This is a genomic window from Marinobacter sp., assembly GCF_965229985.1.
Taxonomy (GTDB): domain Bacteria; phylum Pseudomonadota; class Gammaproteobacteria; order Pseudomonadales; family Oleiphilaceae; genus Marinobacter.
Genome location: NZ_OZ245935.1, coordinates 2,543,815 through 2,566,035 on the forward strand (window position 1 = coordinate 2,543,815; position 22,221 = coordinate 2,566,035).

20 protein-coding genes are annotated in these 22,221 nt (G+C 58.9%); 8 read left to right on the forward strand and 12 right to left on the reverse strand.

What is annotated here, in order from left to right; translation table 11 throughout:
- Positions 1–7: 7 nt before the first annotated feature.
- Positions 8–973, reverse strand: coding sequence for a helix-turn-helix domain-containing protein (locus tag ACO06L_RS11725; RefSeq protein WP_064229846.1), 966 nt, complete (start codon positions 971–973; stop codon positions 8–10).
- 89 nt (positions 974–1,062) lie between these two features.
- Positions 1,063–2,751: a putative bifunctional diguanylate cyclase/phosphodiesterase gene (locus ACO06L_RS11730; protein WP_064229845.1), complete on the reverse strand. Its 1,689-nt coding sequence runs from the start codon at positions 2,749–2,751 to the stop codon at positions 1,063–1,065.
- Between the two features lie 239 nt (positions 2,752–2,990).
- On the opposite strand from ACO06L_RS11730, the gene ACO06L_RS11735 reads away from it, so the two are divergent.
- The 5 genes from ACO06L_RS11735 (at position 2,991) to ACO06L_RS11755 (ending at position 8,628) form a co-directional block, all read left to right on the forward strand.
- Positions 2,991–4,622: a methyl-accepting chemotaxis protein gene (locus ACO06L_RS11735; protein WP_202345994.1), complete on the forward strand. Its 1,632-nt coding sequence runs from the start codon at positions 2,991–2,993 to the stop codon at positions 4,620–4,622.
- A 50-nt stretch (positions 4,623–4,672) separates the two neighbouring features.
- Positions 4,673–4,987 carry a DUF3301 domain-containing protein gene (locus ACO06L_RS11740; protein ID WP_008173344.1) on the forward strand — a complete coding sequence of 105 codons (315 nt, stop codon included), beginning with the start codon at positions 4,673–4,675 and terminating at the stop codon, positions 4,985–4,987.
- A gap of 129 nt (positions 4,988–5,116) precedes the next feature.
- A complete protein-coding gene (locus ACO06L_RS11745; protein WP_202345995.1) occupies positions 5,117–6,043 on the forward strand; it encodes an esterase/lipase family protein in 927 nt (308 codons plus the stop codon).
- A 7-nt stretch (positions 6,044–6,050) separates the two neighbouring features.
- A complete protein-coding gene (locus ACO06L_RS11750) occupies positions 6,051–7,154 on the forward strand; it encodes a lipase secretion chaperone (protein ID WP_202345996.1) in 1,104 nt (367 codons plus the stop codon).
- A gap of 79 nt (positions 7,155–7,233) precedes the next feature.
- The gene (locus tag ACO06L_RS11755; protein ID WP_202345997.1) at positions 7,234–8,628 is read left to right on the forward strand and encodes a sensor histidine kinase; all 1,395 of its coding nucleotides are present in this window, start codon (positions 7,234–7,236) and stop codon (positions 8,626–8,628) included.
- Here ACO06L_RS11755 and ACO06L_RS11760 read toward each other — a convergent pair.
- The gene (locus tag ACO06L_RS11760; RefSeq protein WP_202345998.1) at positions 8,561–9,220 is read right to left on the reverse strand and encodes a response regulator transcription factor; all 660 of its coding nucleotides are present in this window, start codon (positions 9,218–9,220) and stop codon (positions 8,561–8,563) included. The genes ACO06L_RS11755 and ACO06L_RS11760 overlap by 68 nt on opposite strands.
- 229 nt (positions 9,221–9,449) lie before the next feature.
- Here ACO06L_RS11760 and ACO06L_RS11765 point away from each other — a divergent pair, with 229 nt between their 5' ends.
- The 3 genes from ACO06L_RS11765 (at position 9,450) to ACO06L_RS11775 (ending at position 13,044) form a co-directional block, all read left to right on the forward strand.
- On the forward strand, positions 9,450–10,748 hold the full coding sequence (locus ACO06L_RS11765; protein WP_227715764.1) for a substrate-binding domain-containing protein: 1,299 nt from the start codon (positions 9,450–9,452) through the stop codon (positions 10,746–10,748).
- A 113-nt stretch (positions 10,749–10,861) separates the two neighbouring features.
- A complete protein-coding gene (locus tag ACO06L_RS11770) occupies positions 10,862–12,157 on the forward strand; it encodes a pyridoxal phosphate-dependent aminotransferase (protein WP_202345999.1) in 1,296 nt (431 codons plus the stop codon).
- 56 nt (positions 12,158–12,213) lie between these two features.
- Entirely contained in the window at positions 12,214–13,044 is an 831-nt protein-coding gene (locus ACO06L_RS11775; RefSeq protein ID WP_202346000.1) for an inositol monophosphatase family protein, read from the forward strand.
- Positions 13,045–13,536: 492 nt separating this feature from the next.
- On the opposite strand, the gene slmA is transcribed toward ACO06L_RS11775, so the two are convergent.
- The 9 genes from slmA to ACO06L_RS11820 form a co-directional block, all read right to left on the reverse strand.
- Positions 13,537–14,124 carry a nucleoid occlusion factor SlmA gene (gene slmA / locus ACO06L_RS11780; RefSeq protein ID WP_008173360.1) on the reverse strand — a complete coding sequence of 196 codons (588 nt, stop codon included), beginning with the start codon at positions 14,122–14,124 and terminating at the stop codon, positions 13,537–13,539.
- Positions 14,125–14,214: 90 nt separating this feature from the next.
- Complete coding sequence (locus ACO06L_RS11785) at positions 14,215–15,024, reverse strand: thiazole synthase (protein ID WP_202346001.1); 810 nt, start codon at positions 15,022–15,024, stop codon at positions 14,215–14,217.
- A gap of 66 nt (positions 15,025–15,090) precedes the next feature.
- Positions 15,091–15,291: a sulfur carrier protein ThiS gene (gene thiS / locus ACO06L_RS11790; protein WP_064229836.1), complete on the reverse strand. Its 201-nt coding sequence runs from the start codon at positions 15,289–15,291 to the stop codon at positions 15,091–15,093.
- A gap of 25 nt (positions 15,292–15,316) precedes the next feature.
- Entirely contained in the window at positions 15,317–15,676 is a 360-nt protein-coding gene (locus ACO06L_RS11795; RefSeq protein WP_202346541.1) for a DUF423 domain-containing protein, read from the reverse strand.
- Between the two features lie 43 nt (positions 15,677–15,719).
- Positions 15,720–16,520, reverse strand: coding sequence for a symmetrical bis(5'-nucleosyl)-tetraphosphatase (locus tag ACO06L_RS11800; protein WP_202346002.1), 801 nt, complete (start codon positions 16,518–16,520; stop codon positions 15,720–15,722).
- Positions 16,513–17,343: a 16S rRNA (adenine(1518)-N(6)/adenine(1519)-N(6))-dimethyltransferase RsmA gene (gene rsmA / locus ACO06L_RS11805; protein ID WP_202346003.1), complete on the reverse strand. Its 831-nt coding sequence runs from the start codon at positions 17,341–17,343 to the stop codon at positions 16,513–16,515. The genes ACO06L_RS11800 and rsmA overlap by 8 nt, the downstream gene beginning before the upstream one ends.
- On the reverse strand, positions 17,340–18,350 hold the full coding sequence (pdxA, locus tag ACO06L_RS11810) for a 4-hydroxythreonine-4-phosphate dehydrogenase PdxA (protein WP_202346004.1): 1,011 nt from the start codon (positions 18,348–18,350) through the stop codon (positions 17,340–17,342). The genes rsmA and pdxA overlap by 4 nt, the downstream gene beginning before the upstream one ends.
- Positions 18,350–19,690, reverse strand: a complete 1,341-nt coding sequence (locus tag ACO06L_RS11815; RefSeq protein ID WP_064229832.1) for a peptidylprolyl isomerase — start codon at positions 19,688–19,690, stop codon at positions 18,350–18,352. The genes pdxA and ACO06L_RS11815 overlap by 1 nt, the downstream gene beginning before the upstream one ends.
- A 64-nt stretch (positions 19,691–19,754) precedes the next feature.
- On the reverse strand, positions 19,755–22,076 hold the full coding sequence (locus ACO06L_RS11820; protein WP_202346542.1) for an LPS-assembly protein LptD: 2,322 nt from the start codon (positions 22,074–22,076) through the stop codon (positions 19,755–19,757).
- Between the last annotated feature and the right edge of the window lie 145 nt (positions 22,077–22,221).

Genomic DNA, 22,221 nt, shown 5'->3' on the forward strand with positions numbered 1-22,221 from the left:
GCGGCATTCATGTCGCCACAAGCTCCGCCCGGGAAGCATCGCTGTGCCTCAGCAGATTTCGGCGCCATTGAACGGTTTCGCTGGGCAGCTCCCCAAAATGCTCCCGGTATATGGCGGCAAATCGGCCAAGGTGCGAGAACCCCTCATCCGCGGCGTACCAGGAAATGTGTGGCACCTCACACTGACAGTCAACCAACCGCTCACGAACCCGGGTCAAACGAGCCCTCTGATAGAACCGATAGGGTGTAATACCCGTTTCCCGATTCATCAGATAATAGAGGTTACGCTCGCTAACCCCGGCAAAATTCGCAAGTTCCTTGAGATCAAACTCCCAAACAGGATCCTGCATAATTTTCTCGACCACTCTCTGCAAACGACGATCAAGGGTACGTTCCGAGCACACGGCTGCCTTCCCGGGTGTCCAGGGCGTTTTCATTGAATCGAAAAGACGATTTGTTAATCCTTTCGCTTGGTCATCATCGCGGACAAAGGGCAAACGGTCGAGGTAACAGCCGATCATGACTTGCAAAACGGATAGCCAAGCCCCGGACGATCGCGGTCGCGAATCATCCAGAGCACCATTGCCTGGCTTCAAGATTATGACTTCAGTCTTGGGTGGCAAACGGAGTTCAAACCTGTCCTCGGGACGGGCAAGGAACAGCTGATCCAAGGTGCCCCAGCCTCCGCCTCGAATGTTGATTTCAGGCATGCCGGCCCCCGGAAACAAGAGTACCGGATCCGAGGCCCGGCAGCCGGAAACGTCCATGCTTTTGCCTGCTCTCAGTGAGATCACATGCCCAAGTTCACTCTCAAGCACCGACAGAGCACCGACTCTTCCGCTGCCCGAGTGGAGCCGGCAATGCATGTCATCGCAGCCGGACAACTCGCGCAGGGCGGCGAGCCATTCATCCAAGGAAGCATTGTTCAGTCTCAGGTATGCGCCCAGAGCCGACTTTCGATATGTAGGTCCCATAAATTCCTTCGTGGAAAGCCTGGGTTACTTCTATCCGAGACTGCGCCGTTCCACTAGCCAAATTTTGCAAGACCTTAATCATTGCAGGGTTATTTACTGTTATCTTGATGTTGATCAATCAGATCATCGTTCCATGTGTCCCAGGGAGCCGGCCGAGCCATCAGGTACCCTTGGCCCCGATGGCATTTCAACTCACGCAGTTTCCTATGCTGCTCACTGCTCTCTATACCTTCCGCTACCACCTCCAAATCCAGCGCATCTGCGATCGCCAAAATGGCCGAGACGATACGTGAATCACGGGATTCGCTCCCCAGCCGATGAATGAATTGTCGATCGATTTTCAGCACCTGAACCGGCAGTGTGTGCAGATAGGCCAGAGAGGAATAGCCGGTGCCGAAGTCATCGATTGCGACAACTACTCCTTGTTCACCGAATTCGCGCAGCTTATCCAGGTATTGGTGGGACAGGTTCATCAAATGGGTTTCAGTGATCTCGATTTCGGGCGACCAGCCAACCACTCGAATTCTTTCAAACAGTGGATTTAACAGAGCTTCAAGACGGGAGTCCGTGATTTGTCGGGCCGAAATATTGAGAGCAAGCCGCAGGCCACGGAGAAATGAGTGTGGGAACTCGGAGAGATCCGATTCAATGCGACGTACCAGATGCTCCGTTAGCTCGTGGATATGGCCTCGCTGTTCCGCGATCGGTACGAAATCCGCAGGTGACACGGCGCCGAACTCAGGGTGAGTCCAACGGAGCAGTGCTTCCAGCCCCGCCATCTTGCCGGTATCGAGGTGGTACTGTGGCTGATAAACAACCGAGAACTCCTCGGGCGCCGTTTTCAGTGAAACAATCAACGCCTCGGATAGCAGCTCGGCATGCCGACCTTGCTCGGTGTCGATCGCATCATAGACCCGGAAACAGGCCCGCCCCGCAAGTTTTGCTGCGTACATGGCCCGATCCGCGTTCTGCAGCAGTTCGGATGCCTGACTGCCATGGTTCGGATAAACGGCGGACCCAACAGATGCCGACAAAAAATACTCACGATGATCGACAATCACGGGCGCCCTGAAGCTCTGAACCATCCGCTGACACACGCTCTCGAGGTCATCGTCATTCTGAAGTTCGATAATGGCAGCGAACTCGTCTCCCGATAGGCGGGCCACGACGTCCCCGCGGCGAAGCACGCTCTGGATACACAGAGCTGCCTGCTGCAATACCCGGTCACCACAATCGTGTCCATGCAAATCATTAACGGACTTGAAGAAATCCAGGTCGATATACAGAACCGCGAACGCCCGGCCGTCCTGTGCCCTCTGTGAGACTCGCGCCTTCAGGAATTCCTGAAACAGCGAGCGATTTGGCAGCTCCGTCAACGGGTCGTAATAGGCCAGCGACGCGAGGCGTTCGTCATCAGCCGTCATATCGCCCACATCCATGAAAACGCCCGCGTAAAACTGGTGACTTTCGTGCTCAACCGGATAGATCGTCAACCACTGCGGATAGGTCTCTCCGTTCTTGCGCCGATTCCAGACCAGCCCCTCCCAGCGCCCTTTATGACCAATAGCCTTCCACATAGCTTGATAGAACTCACGGGAGTGAAATCCCGAACTGAGCAGCGAAGGAGACTGACCAAGCACCTCGTCCGACCGGTACCCGGTGACTGAACGGAATTTCTCGTTCACGTAAAGAATCCTGGGCTCCCTGGTTGCCAGCATGATGGCTTTTGGGTGGTTGTCTACGAGAGCCCTGAAATCTTGTTGTTGTAATGCCTGCATGCACTGCTCACTCCTTTTTTAAGCAGCCCCTGAATCATGTCCGACCAGCTCCACTTGTTAGCATAAGCAGTATCTGTCGCTGACCTAGCCACATATTGCAAAAACACGATGGTTACGACCAAAGCACAAGAAAAGATGAAGATACGTTCAATTATTGCAATATCCGGATATCGAACAGACCAGAGTCGGTTAATAGTTAGTCAAGATGACAAGCACCACCACCGAGGCAAGGATACTTCATGCGAATCAATGAACCCGTCAGCCAAAAAGAACGGGGATACCCGGACCACTACCACCTGATCACCACCACCGACCTTCGCGGCAAGATCACCGCCGCCAATGAAGAGTTTGCCGAAGTCGCGGGCTATACGATTGACGAACTGGTCGGCCAGCCCCACAACCTGATACGACATCCGGACATGCCACCGGGAGCCTTCGAGAATCTCTGGCAGACCATTAAATCCGGCGAATCCTGGCGGGGTATGGTCAAGAACCGCTGCAAGAACGGCGATCATTACTGGGTGGACGCCTTTGTCACGCCCATACGCAAAGACGGCGAGATTGTTGAGTTCCAGTCGGTTCGCACCCGTCCCCGACCAGATCAGGTTGCCCGGGCTGAAAAACTCTATGCAGCCTGGAACCAGGGCAAAGTGCCACGACGATACCTGGCGATCAGCCCACCGCTGCCACTGAAACTCGGTTGCCTTTATGGAATGCTGGCATTCGCGCTTCTCTGGTTCGGCCTGTCCGAGCTGACTCTGCCCCACCTGCTGTTATTGCAGGGGCTGGTAATGTCGGTATTCATTGTATTCTTCTGGTTGACGCTGCCGATGATGCGCAGCGCCAGAGCGGCGTGCTGCGAGGCCCATCCGGCCATGCCCTGGGTCTATACCGGCCGTAGGGATGAAGGTGCCTGGATCGAATTCGATCGCCAGAAACGGGACGCCGTCCTCCGGGCAGTGTCTGCCCGCATGCACGCCAATATCGGCAAGCTTCACGGCCGAAAGCAACGCACGGTCGAATGGGTTTCGAATTCAGTGGCCAGCATTCGCAGCCAACAGGATGACATCCAGGACATAACCCGGGCCTTCGAGGAGCTTGCAGAAAGTGTTCGTCGAGTCAGTGAGCTGACTGCCCGTACTCACGAGGCAACAGACGATGCACGCCAGTCAGCCGGTCAGTGTCGCGGCCAGATGACGTCCATGAACCAGTCATTGACGGAGCTCAGTGAGCAGCTCTCTGTCGCCAATGAACGCATGCAGGCCCTGTCTGAAAAGAGCGACGCCATCGGCATGGTTCTGGACGTAATCTCGGACATCGCCGAGCAGACCAACCTGCTGGCTCTGAATGCTGCTATCGAGGCCGCCCGCGCCGGAGAGTCAGGCCGCGGATTCGCCGTGGTTGCCGATGAGGTGCGGGGCCTGGCGCTGAGAACCCACGAATCCACCCGCAAGATCGATGAGATGATCGGAGCCCTGCAAACCGAGACCCGGGAAGTCGTTGAGGTGATCAACAACGGAACGCGCTGTTGCGAACAGACAGCCGGCATCGCCAGTGAAGCCAGCGAAACGCTGGAGGCGACACTCAGGGATGTGGATGTCATTACCTCCTGCACCCATGAGGTGGCCGGGGCTACCGAACAACAGGCCGCACTGAGCGTTCAGGTGGAACGGCAGGCAGCACGGCTTCTGGAGCTCGGTAACCGTTCCGTCCAGAGCAGCGAAAACGCCCGGGAGGAGTCGGAACATCTGGGCAACAACGTGGACCAGGCCCAGTTGCTGACCAGTCATTTCCTGCAGATGCTGTGTGACCGACTGTTGCCGGCACCGGCACCAGAGAAGCGGCAACGATTCCCCGAGCCGACGCAATAAGGTAGGCTGGCGATCAACCCTCTGACCAACCTTGGAAGATCGCTGCAACCGTGACTCTTGGAACCCTGTTCTGGCTGTTCGTGGCCGGATTCGCTGTGTGGTACTGGTGGCGCGCCAAAGCCATCAAGGATTTCGTGCTGCAGGCCGCGCGTCGCTACTGCAAAAGCATGGACGTGATGCTGCTGGATGACGCGGTATTCCTCCGTGGTCTCTGGTTCAAGCGCGACGATCAGGGCCGGATCCGCGTATGGCGCCGCTTCCTGTTCGATTTCACGTCTACCGGCGAGGAACGCTACACTGGCCGCATCATCATGCTGGGCCAGCGCATCCAGCATATGGAACTGGAACCCCACCGGTTTTCCTGAATACGCAGCCTCCCTGTCCTCACCCATTTGGGCGATTCCTGATCACGCATTTCGAACCAATAATCGACAACGCATCGACGACCGTCGGCTGCCTGAAGCAGTCGTCAACAAAAACAACAGGAGTCATAAATGCGTATTCGATTCACCACAGCAGTTCTGCTGGGGCTGGCCTTGCTGTCAGTCTCGTTTTTCAGTCACGCCAGCTATACTCAGACCCGCCATCCGATTGTCCTGGTTCATGGTGTAACCGGATTCAACACCATTGGCGGCCTGGTCAACTATTTCCACACCATCCCCTGGAATCTTGAACGCAGTGGCGCGCGGGTTTACTCCGCCAGCGTTTCCTTCGTCAACAGCAGTGAGCAGCGGGGCCAGCAACTGGCGAACTACGTCAACAGTCTCGGCCATTCCAAAGTCAACCTGATGGCCCACAGCCAGGGCGCGCCTACCTCCCGAGTGACCGCCGCCCTGATTCCCCACCGGATTGCCTCAGTCACCTCCATCGATGGCGTCAACAAAGGCTCCAAAGTAGCCGATGTGGTCCGAGGGATACTTCCACCGGGCAGCTATGTCGAGGGCGGCGCCAATGCCATCGCCAACGCCCTGGGCGACCTGGTCAATGCATTGTCCGGAGCGAACAACCCGCAGAACGGGCTGGCAGCCCTGGAGACCCTCACCACACCCGGCACAACCAGCCTCAACGACGCCCTTGGCTGGAAAGGCGTGAACCGGAATAGCTGCGCCGGCACCAGTGAGGATGTCTGGATCGACGGCAACCGCATCAAGTTCTTCTCCTGGACCGGCCGGGGCGTGTGGACCAATGTTTTCGACATTACCGATCCTTTCCTGGGTGTTACCGCCCTGGCCTTCGGCAGCGAGCCCAACGACGGTCTTGTGGGCGTCTGCTCCACCATGATGGGCCGGGTGATCGGCACCCACTACGACATGAACCATGTAGATGCCATCAACCACCTGCTGGGTGCCCGCTCTCTCTGGACCAACCCGGTCACCCTTTATCGCACCCAGGCCAACCGGCTTAAAAACCGCGGTCTGTGAGGTAACCATGAAACGGACATCCATCGAGCCCCGTCGGTGGCTGTTTCCGGGTGCCCTGTCGGCCATTCTGGCCGGCAGTGGTCTCTGGTACGGTCTTGCCGGAACAGCTCAGACAGAAGCCGAAATAACGGTTTCAGTACCAACGCAATCCGCTACTTCAGCGCATTATCCGACGCGTTCGTCCGAATCCAGCGAAAAACTGGCCACAGACAGCGCTGCCCAGGGCCCGGAGCATGCCACGACTCCGGAGTCACTCGGTCCGCAACCCTTCGCAGCCTCACTTTCAGGTACGGAAATCGACGGCGCCCTGACAGCCAATGGCAAAGGTGAGCTGGTTATCAACCTCCAGGTCCGGGATTTCTTCGATTACTTCCTCAGCACGGTCGGCGAAGTATCTCCGGAAACGGCGATTCAACAGATCGAGGCTATGGCCCGAGCTCATCTACCAGAGCCCGCTTCCTCCCAGGCGCTGACTTTGCTTGATGAATACCTTGCCTATAAGCAGGCGTCACTGCAGGTCATGCAAACGCGCCTCGATCCTGCCCGGGCAGGCAATCCGGGCTACCAACTGGGTGCTCTGGGCGACGCCCTGGCACAGCTGAAACAGCTGCGGGCGGCCACCTTCAGCTCCGAGGCGCACCAGGCGTTCTTCGGGCTCGAAGAGGCCTACAGCGAGTACACCCTGGCAACCCTTGCCATTCAGCAACGCACGGACCTGAGCAATCAGGGCAAGCAGGCTCTCGTCCAATGGCACCGCAACCAGTTGCCCGAACAACTGAGAACAACCGAACAACACCTGCATGCCAGCACCCGACAGCAACAGGCACGGACCGCTGCCATCGAGTCTGCTTCTTCTCCGGAGGCAGCCGGACGTGAACTGGCAGAGCTGGGCGTGAATCAGGACGGTGTCGAAAGTGTCGTGAGTTATCTGAAGCAGCGGGAGCAGTTTGACCAGCGTTTTCAAGACTTCCGGGAAGCGATGGACCAGGCAGACTCGTCAGGATTGGCAGAGGCCGATCTGGAGAAGCAGCGGCAGGCGTTGCTGGAGCGACATTTCCCGCAGGAGCAGGACAGGACCTGGGCACGGCTGAAGATGCTGGGCAACGGCTGACCAGAATGTGCTCGGGTTCCCGAAGAGGCGGGCCAAGGCCAGCTACAATCCAGAGACTTGCCCGCCACTGGACACGGCCATGACGACCGAGCAGATCGAACAGCAGCAGGCCGCTGGTTTTCGCAACCTGCGTTTCGCGCCAGACCTCGAAGAGGCATACCGGCAATCCCGGGCGGGTCTGATCCGGCAGCGGGCCCGGCCGGTCTCGGTAGCCGGGCTGGTCCTGTTTCTGGTCTACGCGGGTATGGATGCGCTAACCCTGCCGCCCGAGCTGGCACAGGTCACGGTATCCATCCGGCTCGCCTTCACCTGCCCGGTCATTGCCGTAGTGGTCTGGCTCGCCCACCGTCCGGTTCCCTCCGACAGTACCTTTGAACGCATCTATACCCTCGCCTACCTCCTGGGCGGTCTCAGCGTTGTGGCAATCATCGCAGCGGCGCGGCAAGTTGCGTTTCCACTGCCCTACGAGGGCATGATCCTGATGCTCATGTTCGGATACTTTGCCATGGGGCTGCCATTTTTCAGCGCGTCCCTGGTCTCACTGGTGCTGGTGATCAGCTACCTGATGATTGAGCTGTGGAACGGGATGTCCGGCTCTGCCATCGCGACCAATCTGTTCTTTCTGACGACGGCCAACATCATCGGCATGGTGGGAACCTGGACCAGCGAATACCGCCATCGCGCGCACTTCCTGGACCGTCAGTTACTGGATCGACTGCATCGGGCGGCCCGGGATGAGAGTCGGCGCAAAACCGAACTGATCACCGCAGCCAGCCATGACCTGCGCCAGCCCCTGAACGTGATCGACATAACGCTGGAAAGCCTGTCGCCCGGCAATAACGACCCTGGAAAGGATCCCGTGATCAGACAGTTAAAGGACATGATCCGGCATCTTCGCCGCCTGCTGGGCACCGTCTTTGACAGCGCCAGACTGAACGAGGGCATGGTGCGTGCCGATATCCGCCCCACGCCACTGGCGCCGATTTTCCAGGATATAAGCGATCTGCTGGCTGATTCTCCGGGCAACAGGAAGGTGAACATCGAGATTGACCACAGCGCTGGCAACCTTATGGTCATGGCGGACCCTTCCCTACTGTCCCGGGTACTCCAAAATCTAATGTTCAATGCGGTGCAACACAGCGGCGGCAATGTTATTAACCTGTCCGCACACAGAGTGGACACGCAGGTGCTGCTGGAGGTCTCGGATAACGGAACCGGTCTGCCACCCGGGCTGAACGATACCCTGTTCTCGCCCTATGTCAGGGGGCATGGCCAGACCGATTACCCGGGTCTGGGGCTGGGCCTGACGATTGTTCGCGAATTCGTTGCCCTGATGCGGGGAGCGTGCGGAGTCGACACCGAGCCTGGCCAGGGTTCGGTGTTCTGGGTACGAATACCTGCAGCCGTCACAGCCACCCGCGTGCACGAGCCAGATTCACGCACTCTGTCCGGTTATGAACACCAAGCTGGTTGAAAATCGCCTTGAGATGGGTTTTTACCGTGTGTTCGGTCAGATTCAGACTCTGGCAGATGCGTTTATTGGGGAAGCCCTGCGCGAGGAGCAGGAGCACATCCATTTGCCTTGGTGTTAACGACAGATCCTGCGCTACGGGTTCAACACCACCCGGGAAGTAACCCTCGCCACGACTCACAAACCGAACCATGCTCACCAACGCCGACCGACCGGCAGATTTCGCCAGAAAGCCACTGGCGCCGGCCGCCCTTGCCGCCCGCACTGTAACCTCATCTTCGCTGCTTGAGATAATCACCACCGGGGGTGGTTTGCGGTAACATGCCAGCCTCGGTAACAGGGCCAGCCCCGTCTCTCCCTGAAGCGCAATATCGAGCAGGATAAGCTGAAAATCGTTCTGGCGGGCCAACAGACTCGCGGCAGCCTCGACGGTGCTGGCCGTGATGACGCATTCGGCCAGCCCCTCCTGCCGGATAAGACCCGCCAACCCCTGGGAGAACAGGGCATGATCATCGACCAGCAACACCTTTTCCAGGGGAAGCGACTGAGTGGGACAACCAACAGGCTGCCCCGGTTCTGATGTGATGGCATCCATGGATGTGCCTCTGCCCGCTGTGTTTATTTTTGTTACGGCGGATGCATCACTATAGGCCAGCCGAGCCTTGCACTCCGCGGACTGCTTAACACTTTTTTACAGATCCTTCCCGGTCACCGCCATGGCGCGCGATCAATGAAACATAATTGTCATATTTCTGAAGCATCCTTCTCGGTTCTCAACCACCTGACTGGTAAAGGTTTTCGTAAAAATGCCGCGACTTACACGGATGACTGCAACACTTTCGGGACTGCTACTACCGGCCTTTCTGGCGTTCCAGGCCCAGGCCTATGATCTGGAAATCCACGGTTCCAATACCGTCGGCGCTACCCTGGCGCCAATGCTCGTTACCGGCTACCTGGAAGAGCATGGCGGCGGGCAGGTTGCAGCCAGGGGCACGGGCGTGGAAAACGAAAAGATCCTGCGAGCGCCTGTGAACAATCGGGCGGCCGAGGTACTGGTTGCAGCGCACGGATCAAGCACCGGCTTCAAGGCGCTGGCCGCCGGCGAGGCCGACATCTGGGCCTCTTCCCGCCCGGTAAAACAACAGGAAGCAGAGCAATTCCAGGCCCGCGCAGACCTCACTGCGCCCGAGAGCGAACACGTGATTGCCATTGATGGACTGGCCATTCTGGTACACCCATCCAACCCCGTCAGCAAGATGAGCATCGAAACCCTGGGCCGAGTGTTTTCCGGTCAGATCCGGAACTGGTCAGAGCTGGACGGCCCGAACCGGCCGATCCACCTCTATGCCAGGGATGACCGCTCCGGCACCTGGGACACCTTCAAATCGCTGGTGCTGGGGAAACAGTTCGAACTGGACAGCAATGCCAAACGCTATGAATCCAACGACCAGCTGTCGGATGACGTTAGCCGGGATCCGTCGGGCATTGGCTTCTCCGGCCTGGCCTCCGTTCGGGACAGCAAACTCCTGGCTATTTCGGAAGGCAATGCACCAGCCCTGCGCCCCAACCAGCTCACCGTCGCCAGCGAGGACTACCCGCTGTCACGGCGTTTGTTCATGTACACGCCGGGAAGCGATGTCCCACCGCTTTCCGCCGGTCTGATCGGATTCGCCCTGGGCCAGCAAGGTCAGGCACTGGTGGCCGAGTCCGGCTTTATCTCTCAGAACCCCATCGCAGTAAAGCCGGAATTCGACGACGCGACGCCCGAGAGTTTTCGCCGCCTGACCGGCAACTACCATCGCCTGACGGTCAATTTCCGCTTCTCAGAAGGCCGGACCAGACTCGATAACAAGGCCCGCAGGGACCTGCAGCGGGTTCAGCAGTACCTGGTCCAGAACGGCCGATCCGCTGACGATCTGCTATTGATCGGGTTTGCCGACACCCAGAGTCATGAATTACGTGCCCAGATGATCTCCGAGCTCCGGGCCCTGGCAGTCCGCAAGGCGCTTCAGGAAGTGGATGTTCCAGACGTGGCCTACACCGGCTACGGCCAGTACATGCCGGTTGGTGGCAGTGGCAGCCCGCGCAATGGTCGCGTGGAAGTCTGGATCAAATCCCGCTAGCCAAGACCAAAGTCTGACGAAAAACTGCGGCAATCACCTATCCGCCACGACATCACAGATATGTTTGGGTTTTCTATACTGACGGGGTCACTTCCAACCAACAGACAGGGACAATGGACATCCAAAACGACCACCGTTACGCGATCAACCTGAACGTTCGGGGCATTCAGCCCTCGGCCACACTTCGCATCAACGAACTGAGCAACCAGCTCAAATCCGAGGGCAAGGACATTATCAAACTCGGGCTGGGGCAATCCCCCTTCCCGGTTCCTGATCGCGTGGTGGAAGCGCTCAAGGAGCACGCCCACGAAAAGGACTATCTTCCGGTCAAAGGCCTCAAGGGCCTTCGCGAAGCCATTGCCGGCTACATCAACCGCAGCGAGCGCATGCGCTGTACCTGGGAAGATGTCCTGATCGGCCCGGGTTCCAAGGAACTGCTGTTCATGTTGCAGCTGGCCTACTACGGCGATCTCCTGATTCCGCGCCCCAGCTGGGTTTCCTACGCCCCGCAAGCCCGGATCATCGGCCGCTCGGTACACTGGCTGCCGACCCATGCCGAGAACAACTGGCAGCTAACGGCGGAAGAACTGGACATCATTTGTCGCGATGATCCCTCGCGGCCCCGGATCCTGATCCTGAACTACCCGTCCAACCCTACCGGGTGCACCTACACCGACGACCAGCTGCTGGCCATCGCCAACGTGGCCCGCAAATACCGGCTGATTCTGCTGTCGGACGAGATCTACGGTGAAGTGCATTTTGAGGGCAAACACAAATCCATCGCCCGCTATTACCCGGAAGGCACCATCATCAGTACTGGTTTGAGCAAGTGGGCGGGTGCCGGAGGCTGGCGCCTGGGCACGTTCATCTTCCCCCGGGAACTTCGACCGCTGCAGGACGCCATGGCGATCATCGCCAGCGAAACCTACACCGCCACCAGCGCCCCCATACAGCACGCAGCTATCGCGGCGTTCAACGGCGGTGACGACATCGAGGAATACCTGAAACAGTCCCGCCGGGTGCTGAAAGTTGTTGGCGAGTACATGCATCGCCGATTGAGTGAGATGGGCGCGGTGGTCCAGAAGCCGGAAGGAGCTTTCTACCTGTTCCCGGACTTCTCCGAATTTCGGGAACAACTGGCCAGGAAGGACATCAAAACCAGCCAGGCCTTCTGCCAGGCCCTGCTGGAAAACACCGGCGTGGCCATCCTGCCCGCCAGCGACTTCGGCTTCGTGCCGGATCACCTGGCGGCGCGCCTGGCTTTCGTCGATTTCGACGGCGCCGAGTCCCTGGAGCTCGCAGGCGGCGACTATGCCGAACAGGAACTGGGCGACGACTTCGTAAAACAGGCTTGCCCAAGGCTGGTCACCGCCATGGACAAGATGGAACAGTGGCTGAACAGCCTCTGATTCTGCCGTGTTAGACTGGCGCCCTCACTCTCTTACGGGATATCAACGGGGGCGCCATGTCTGATTCTGATTCTGTTTCTCTGCTCGAGATTACCGACTTTGCCGAAAACCTGGCCCGGGAGGCCGGCGAACTGATTCGCTGCGAGAGGGACGGCAAGACCCTGCGCACCGACTACAAGCACCAGACCGAACTGGTAACCCACGCCGACGTGATGGCAGACGAATTCATCACCGGAGCCATCCGCAAACGTTTCCCCGGCCACCGAATCCTTTCCGAAGAAACCATGCCCGACCTGAGCCAGGCCGAAGAACTGGACACCCCGCTCTGGATCGTCGACCCCATCGATGGCACCGTGAACTACGCCTACGGCCATCCCCAGGTGGCAGTATCCATTGCCTATGCTGAAAAAGGTCGCGTTCAGGCGGGTGTGGTGCATGCGCCCTTCCCGGGCGAAACCTTCCGGGCAACCCGCTCAGAAGGCGCAACACTGAATGGCCGCCCCATCCGGCACAGTGGCGCCACAGTTCCCAGAGACTCCCTTTTCGCCACCGGTTTCCCCTACACCAAAGACAGCCTTGAGCCGTTGGTCAAACGCCTGGACGCCATGATTCATCAGTGCCGCGACCTGCGCCGTATTGGCTCGGCGGCCCTGGATATCTGCTGGGTGGCCTGTGGCCGACTGGATATCTACTACGAGAACGTCAGCCCCTGGGACTTCGCCGCCGCACGCCTGATCGCCCTGGAAGCAGGTGCCACAGCGGGCCACTTCAGCGAAGTACCTGTGGGCTATCCTGCCGATCTCTGGGGTCGCGATATTCTGATCTCGGCGCCGGCTGTCTGGGAGCCTGTTCGGTCTATCCTCCGGTCTGCCTCTGGGTACGACTGATTGTGCTTGTGATTGCCTTCGGAGGTTGTCACTAGCCTGTTAACTTCGGGGCGGGCACGGGATAGGAACCTGCTCCCCAGAACCGCTACTAGCACATCCATGTGCGCTTGGCGCCGGCCATCCTTGGCCGTCGACATTCCGGGGAGCAGGTTCCCATCCCGTGCCGACATCGCTACGGTGATATCGCGAATTCATCTTGGGAAATTTGGTAGGTCGGATTAGACGAAGTCGTAATCCGACACAGTGAAGGTATTCCCAAAGTGTTTTGTTGGATTACGGCTTCGCCTAATCCAACCTACAGGCTTCGTGATTCTATTATTGGAGAGATATCGGAAAGGCCTGAAAGGCGGAGGCAGGAAGGGCTTTCCCGAAATGTCGGCGGCCAAGGATGGCCGACGCCAAGCGCACATGGATGTGCTCGTAGCGGTTTCGGGAAAGCCCTTCCTGCCTTCGCCTCACCACCAGAACGATCAGGCTACTTAAGAGATAGACTCAGCCCCAAACACCCTCAGCAACCAACCCCCAACTCTCATCGAAGTCAGTAGAGGGCAACCGCGAGAACGACGAGCGGATAAACCGCTGAATCCGGCCTTCGACGAACACCAGGACAAAATCTGCGCCCCGAGCGGACGTGGTTCTGGGCCGCAGGCCCTGGCGGATTTCGCCTTCCTTGAGGGTCTGGCGTACCTGGGTTTCCAGGCGCTCGAAGAACTGGGAAGCACGCTTGCGCAGGGTGTCGTTTTCGCCCATCAGGGCGTCTCCGGTCAGCACACAGCACAGACCAGGGTTACGCTCCGCGAACACCAGCACCAGATGCACCAGTTGCTGGAGGCGAACCCGCACGTCCTCCTGTTCCTGCAGGATCACCTGACAGCGGGAGAACACGGCCTCTTCGGCGAACTCGATAAGCGCCTCGAACATTTTCCGCTTGCTGGGAAAATGCCGATACAAAGCGGCCTCGGTAACGCCAACGGATTTGGCGAGGCCGGCGGTGGTGATTCGGGCGCCCGGATCGGTCTCCAGGAGTTCCACAAGAGCATGAAGAATCGCCTCGCGGCGACTGGGTTTCTGATCAGTCATGGCAGGACAGCAGCGCTCTGATTTATCGTTGTCGGGGCCGGTCGTTCAATGCCGGCCCTCGGTTATCGTTAGTCAGGATTGTGCCCGAGATCAGAAGAAGGTGCCATCAATGGGCGAGGATGCACTGGCATAGAGTTTCTTGGGCATACGGCCTGCCAGGTAGGCTTCCCGGCCAGCCTCGATGGCGAGGCGCATGGCATTGGCCATCTTGATCGGGTCTTTCGCCTGGGCAATGGCGGTATTCATCAATACGCCGTCGCAACCTAGCTCCATGGCGATGGTGGCGTCTGAGGCAGTGCCGACACCGGCATCCACGAGCACCGGTACCTTGGCGTTTTCCACAATCAACCGGATATTGTACCGGTTCTGGATACCCAGCCCGGACCCTATCGGCGCACCGAGCGGCATGATGGCCACACAACCCATGTCTTCCAGGCGTTTGGCCAGCAGCGGGTCATCCGAGCAGTAGACCATCACCTTGAAGCCATCCTTGATGAGTTCTTCGGCGGCGACGAGCGTCTCGGTCATGTTCGGGTAAAGGGTCTTTTCCTCACCCAGCACTTCCAGCTTCACCAGGTCGTGACCATCCAGGAGCTCCCGGGCCAGCTTGCAGGTTCGCACGGCATCTTTCGCGGTATAACAACCGGCAGTATTGGGCAAAATGGTATAGCTGTCCGGGGAAATCACATCCAGCAGATTCGGCTCATCCGGATTCTGGCCAAGGTTGGTGCGGCGCACCGCAACGGTAACAATCTCGGCACCGCTGGATTCGATGGCATGGCCGGTTTCCATCATGTCACGATATTTGCCGGTCCCGACGAGCAAACGGGACTGGTAGACCCGTCCGGCGATTTCGAGCGGTCTGTCTTCTGGAAGCTGGAGTTCGGATGTCTCTGTCATAGTGTTCCTGAATCGTTTGTTACGGGAGGATGGGAACCGCCGTCATGGGTGGGCTGGGCAGACTGTTCAGCCGCCGCCAATAGCGTGAACGACTTCTACACGGTCGCCATCGCTCAGGGTAAATTCCGGGTGCCGGCTTCGTGGCACAATGTCCTCGTTCACCTCAACCGCCAGCCGCTTGCCCGCGAGAGCCATCTTTTCAATCAGCGTGGCAATGGTGGCGCCATTCGGCAGTTCCATTGCATCGCCATTCACCTGAACCTGCATAGTGACTCTTGAACCTCTGTATTCATTACTTGTTCCGGCGGAGACCGGAGGTTATTACCAGCGCCCAGCCCACCATGAAGCACAACCCACCAAGGGGCGTGATCGGGCCGATCCAGCGGATATCTGTCAGCACCAACAGGTAAAGACTGCCACTGAATAACAGGATGCCGGCCAGCAAAAATCCCGCCGACCAACCCAGTAACTTCCTGGAAAGCCCCTGTCCGGCCAGCAACGCCAACAGAACCAGCGCTATGGAATGATACATTTGATATGTGACGGCGGTCTGGAAAACTTCAAGCCCTCGCTCACTGACCAGGTTGCGCAGCCTGTGTGCACCAAAGGCGCCAGCCATCACCGCCAGGAGCGCCAGAAAGCCCCCCGCCACCAGGGGAAACCCAAGGACGCGGCCTGCTGGGTGTTGTACGGACTCAGCAGTCACAGTGGATCTTTTCTCCCGTATCCAGATTCATCATGGTCAAGGTACCACCCCAGACACACCCGGTATCCAGGCCGATAAACCGGTCGCTGCCGGTTTTTCCTTCCAGGGCTGCCCAGTGACCAAACACCACACGGACATCGTCAGTACGAGGGAAATGAAACCACGGTTCGAAACCTTCCGGGGCGCTGTCGACACTCTCCTTGGCCGCCAATTCCAGGGTGCCATCCTCGGCAATAAAGCGCATGCGTGTGAAATAATTGGTAATGATCCGCCAGCGGTCCATACCCTGCAGGGTTTCATCCCACCGTTCGGGCTGGTTGCCGTACATCTGGGTGAAGTATTCCTCGGCGGAACTGCCCCGAATTACAGCTTCCACTTCCTGGGCGCAGGCCAAGGCCTGACTGACCGTCCAGATATGGGGCAGACCGGCGTGGGTCATCACCAGATTCCGGACCGGGTCGTGAACGCAGAGGTTCTGTTGCCGGAGCCAGTGCACCAGCCGGTCGTGATCTGGCGCTTCAAGGATATCGGACAGAGTATCTTTGCGGCGGGTCTGATGGCCGCCCAGCGCCACGGCGAGCAGATGCAAATCGTGATTTCCAAGCACCACCACCGCCGAATCTCCAAGGCTCTCGATATACCTCAGGGTTGCCAGTGAGGACGGGCCACGGTTGATCAGGTCGCCGGCCACCCAAAGGCGGTCACGGGAAGGGGAGAAATCCACCTTGTCCAGGACATCTCTCAGGCGTTCGTAACAGCCCTGAATATCGCCAATGGCGTAGTCAGTCATCACTTGCCTCGTTTACCGGGTTAGCTGTGCCCTTCTCTTCAAAAAGCAGATCGGCAATGGCCACGTAATCGGCCAGGGAGAGGTTCTCCGGACGCAGACCGTCATTGATGCCCAGGCTCTGGAGCTGCTCGGCCGACACCATGCCGCCCAGAGCCTTGCGCAGTGTTTTTCGGCGCGCGTTAAAAGCCGTGCGGACCACAGCCTGGAGCGTCGCCAGATCCTTCGCCGGATGGGGCAGTGTCTTATGGGGCACCAGCCGAACAATCGCCGAATCCACTTTCGGCGCCGGGCGGAAAGCGCCGGAACCCACTTCAAACAGCGGCTGCACCTTGCAGAAATACTGGGTCATGATGCCGAGGCGACCGTAATTGTTGTCACCGGGCACCGCTGCCATCCGCTGTACCACCTCTTTCTGCAGCATGAAGTGCATGTCCTGCACGACGTCCGCCTGCGCCAGCAGGTGGAAGATCAGGGGCGTGGATATATTGTACGGCAGGTTCCCGATGATCCGCAGGGGACGATCCACCATCAGCTCACTGAAATCAAATTTGAGCGCGTCCGCCTCTTGAATCCGGAACTCAGGGTAGTTGAAGAACTTGGTGCGCAGCACCGGAATCAGGTCGCGATCCAGCTCCACCACCTGAAGCCTTGGGTTCACGGCCAGTATCTCTTCGGTCAGAGCGCCCAGGCCGGGACCAATTTCCACGATGGCGTCATCGGGTTTCGGGTTAATGGCGCGGATGATCTGCTCTATGACCCCGGGATCATGGAGGAAATTCTGGCCAAACCGCTTTCTGGCCTGGTGGCCGGCTTTGTTACTCACGAACGGGTCTCTTCAATTGCAGATTTGCGACAACGAGCCATTTGCTCGCCCACTTTCAGGGCCGTATGCAGACTGCCTGCATCAGCCCGGCCGGTGCCAGCCAGATTCAGGGCGGTGCCATGATCCACTGAGGTGCGGACAATCGGCAACCCCAAGGTAATGTTGACGGCCCGCCCGAAGCCCTGAAACTTCAATACTGGCAGTCCCTGGTCGTGGTACATGGCCAGAACCGCATCGGCCTTGTCGAGCCAGTGCGGGGTAAACAGGGTATCGGCAGGTAAAGGTCCGGTCAGAGAAATGCCTTCGGCGCGCAGAGCCTCCAGGGTTGGCTCGATGGTGTCGATTTCCTCCCGACCAAGGTGACCACCTTCGCCGGCATGAGGGTTCAGGCCTGCCACCAGTATCCTGGGCCGGGCAACGCCGAAGAACTTTTTCAGATCAGCATCGAGAATTCGCGTTACCTGAGTCAGGCGCTCCGGGGTAATGGCGGCGGAAACGTCCTTGAGCGGTAAGTGGGTGGTAACAAGCGCAACCCGCAACTCGTCGGTCGCCAGCATCATGACCACACGATCCACCCCGCAGAGCTCCTGTAGGAACTCGGTGTGGCCGCTGAACGAGATGCCTGCCTCGTTGATCACACCCTTGTGGACAGGCGCCGTCACCATGCCATCAAAATCGCCACTCAGGCAGCCATTGGCGGCGACTTCCAGTGTTCTGAGTACATAGGCGCTGCTGCCGGTGTCCAGCGTTCCCGGCTGGTGATTGGCACAACCTTCCACGTGCAGCACCGACAACAGGCCTGCTTCCATTTCTGGCGCCTCGCCGGGCTGCCACGGACGCAGTTCAACCGCCAGATTCAATTGCTTCGCCCGGGCCTCCAGCAGTGGCCTGCTGGCGACCACCACCACACCCCCGGTCCTGGCCTCCAGCGCCAGCTGTAGGCACAGCTCCGGACCAATGCCGGCGGGTTCGCCGGCGGTGAGCGCCAGCACCACGGGCTTAGTCATCAGGAGACCGGCTCTTCTTCTGCAGGTGCGTCCTTGGCGTACTCGCCTTTGAACTCGATAAAGGCCTCATCGCGGATTTCCTGGAGCCAGTTCTGCAATTCGGTTTCGAACTTGCGGCGATAGATGGCCTGGCGGGCCTCGGCGTCGCGCACATCACCGCTGATATCTTTCTGGCGGCGTTCCTGCACCTCCAGGATGTGCCAGCCAAACTGGGAGCGGAACGGCCCGCGCAACTCGCCAATATCAGCCGCCAGCATGGCCTGCTCAAACTCGGGCACCATCTGGCCAGGGCTTACCCAGCCCAGGTTGCCGCCATCGGAACCCGACACCGGGTCATCAGAATACTCCCTGGCCAGGGCACTGAAGCTGGCTCCGTTCTGAAGCTGTTGGTACAGGTCGCGGATCATTGTCTCGGCCTGGTTGTCGGTGGTTGCCTCGGAAGGCCGAACCAGGATATGACGGACACGATGCTGCTGGATCATTTGCTGCTGCTCGCCACCGCGCTTGTCCATCACCATCACCAGGTGGAAGCCGCTGTTGTTTTCCAGAACTTCCGATGGCTCACCCACCGGCAGCTCCGGCACAACCGGGGCCACCAGAGACGGCAGCTGACCCTCGGCACGCCAGCCCATATCCCCGCCTTCCAGGGCGTTACTGGCATCGGACTCGGCAACGGCCACCTCGCGGAAATCACGGCCACTGGCAATCTCATTGCGCAGACGCTGGGCTTTTTCCCGGGCCGCATCCACCTCTGCATCGTCCGACGGATCGTCAACGCTGACAAAAATATAAGCAAGCCGGTATTGGGCGTTGTTGCCACCACGGGCCTCCAGGCTTTCCAGATAGTTTTCCACTTCCCGATCGGTTACCCGAACCCGGTTGCCTACCTGACGCTGCTGAACGCGACTGGTCAGCATCTCCCTGCGGATCTGCTCGCGCGCCTGGTTATAGGTCACACCTTCGGCAGCCAGCTGGTTTTCAAACTGCGCCAGGCTCATGCCGTTGCGCTCGGCGATGTTGGCCATGGTTTCGTTCAGCTCGTTATCGCTGATGCGCATGCCGGCGCGGTCTGCCATCTGCATCTGGATCGACTCGGTGATCAGTTGGTCAAGCACGCGCTCTTCCAGGACCTGCCGCGGCGGCAACGCCGTTCCCTGTGCGCTGAGCCGGCTGGTGATGGTACTGATGCGCGCCTCCAGCTCGGTCTGCAGGATGACATCCTCGTCGACGATGGCCACTACCTGATCCAGCAGCTTACGCTCGGCCTGAACAGACAACGGGGCCAAAACGGCAAGAAGAATCAGTAACGCTTGTACACCATGGCGAAGGGTCGCCTTCATAATCACCTCTGCAAATAGAATTTGAGCTTTTCTGGCGTTTTGGGGGCCTTAGTCCGGGATCCACTCAGGGAGTTCCAAAACGACGACGCTCCCTTTCATCAAAACCGTAAATGGCCTCGGAAATACTCGATGAGGCACCATCGCTGCCGCCGAGCCCCTTCAGCTGGATCTGGAACAGTATGCGGCTATCCAGCTCCCGGTCGTCGGTCAGGTAGTTCTGGTGCACCACCTGAACACTCCAACAGCAGTTATTGTATTCCAGCCCGGCCAGGGATCCGACGGTCCGGTCAAGATTGGAATCATAGACCCAGCGGCCGATCAGACTAACACGGTCCGATACCGGGAAAACCGCCGCAATATCCGACTGTTCCAATTCGCCCCGGCTGTATGTGTGCCCCACGCTTGCCAGGTACCGGTAATCACTGGAGTGGAAGGTCAACTGGCTTCGTCCTTCCTCAGTATCCCCGGTATCAGGATCCCACAGCCCGGAAGAGCGGATTTCGAGGGTATCGAGCGGGTTAAGCACGACCTCGCCCGCCAGCGGTGAACGGCTCCTGGTACCGGCACCTTCACCAAACAGCGTCACCTCGCGATCCTCAAAATACTGGACCTGGCCAATACTGAACCGGGCACGCTCGGCCCCGGTGAGCAGGTCATTGAAACGGCTGGTCAGGGCAACGGTCAACTGGTTGGCATCGCCTACCCGGTCACCGCCGGTGAAGCGGTCCGGTCGAAACAGCTGTTCAAAACGAAAGGTCTGGAGGTCAGTGTCGAAATCCGGGATATCGTTCTGATCCGGATCTGCATCGGCCCAGGCGTAATAGAGCCGGGGCTCCAGGGTCTGGTTGTAGGGCACATCAAAGAGGCTGCTCTGTCGGTCGAAATACAAGCCGTTATCCCATTCGGCAACCGGCACAGTGCGATCAAAGGTACCATCGCCCAGTACGTAGTCATCCAGGTCATAGCGTGTGTAGTCAAGGCTGACCGAAGGCCGGCTGAACCCCCACAATGCCCGCATCGGCAACGCCAGCTCCGGCCGCGCCCGGAAACGCTGGCCGTTGGCCCGGTCGAGACCGGTCAGTGCTTCGTTATCCCGGTAAAAAACTGTGTACTGGCTTTCCAGGTTGGCCTCCACAATCCCCGCACCGGTCTCCCCTGCGTAGATAACTTCCGGCAACTGGGCATAGGGCTTGTCCACGTCGGCAATGCGATCACTGATGGTCTGGTAATCGTTGAGGTAGGCATCGAAATACTGCTTGTCGCTTCGGTAGGCTACCCCGCCCTTTCTCTGCAAATGGGTTGCCTGGTTGATCTCAAGGCTGCGGTTCAGATCGCTGAGATAGTCTTCGTCGCTCACCACGGAAAAATCTCCGTAGCCCCGCCAGCCACGGCCAAAGGCAGCCCGGGTCGTGGCATCCAGGGCCCAGCGCTCACCGGATTCACCGGGATTTTCTTCCTGGAACGCCGAATCATTGCCGATGTACCCGAGCTGCAGGGTAGTTTCCCCGAGAGAACTGAGGTAGCGACCTTCAATTTCGTTGAACAGACCCCGGCCGTGAATGTACTGGGGCGTCAGTGTCGCGTCGTAATGCGGCGCCAGGTTGAAGTAGTAGGGCACGGCGAGAAAACCGCCACTGCCGGCACTGGAGGAGCCGAACTGTGGGTACAGGAAGCCGGACTTGCGGCGATCATCAATGGGAAAGCTGGCCCAGGGCCAGTAGAACACTGGCACATCCAGAACCTCCAGCCGAACATGCTTCGCGGTGCCAAATCCCTCGGCCCGATCCAGTTGGATATCCGAGGCAACAATGGCCCAGTCGTTCTGCTTCGGGCCGCAGGTGGTCAGAAAGCCATCTTCAATAACGACCTGCTCTTCACTGATCCGCGCCAGGCTGCCTGCACGACCGCGCATTTCGGGCCCGTGCAGCAGAAACGTCGCGGTATTGATGTCAAGGCGACCGGTATCGACATCATAATTCGCGTTCTCACCGGTCAGGAGGAAGCCATCACCTCGGCTGACCAGTGGCCCCTGGACTGATACCGCGCCCTGCTGCTGGCTGTACCGGGCTTCTGAACCGGTTACCTGGAAGCCTCCCTGTCGAATCCGGACATCTCCCTGGAGAAACAACTCGCGGTCAATTTCATAACGGGCATTCAGGCCGCTGGCCTCCAGCGGTTGTTCGGCATCAGCGCCATTGGCAAACGCACCGCCGACGCCATTGCTTCTACCGGACGGCAAATAACCACCGTCACAGAAAAGGGGCAACGAAGACCGCACCTCGGCTGGCAATTCCGCCCTGGGCCTCCAGTCAATTTCCGCTGCGGATGGCGCTGTCTGGGCATAACTGGCGGCACCCCCCAACCCTAGAAGCGCGGCCAGCAACACGCGGCCATACCGGCTCTGCCACCGGCTTTCCGGCGATTGCAGTGGGCGTTCGGGACATGGCACGGTGGCTGGATCCTGTTCCGGGTGAATTGGAGGACGGGCAGTATTAACCGCCGCCTAGTTTACACGTGCCCTCCGGGGTTGT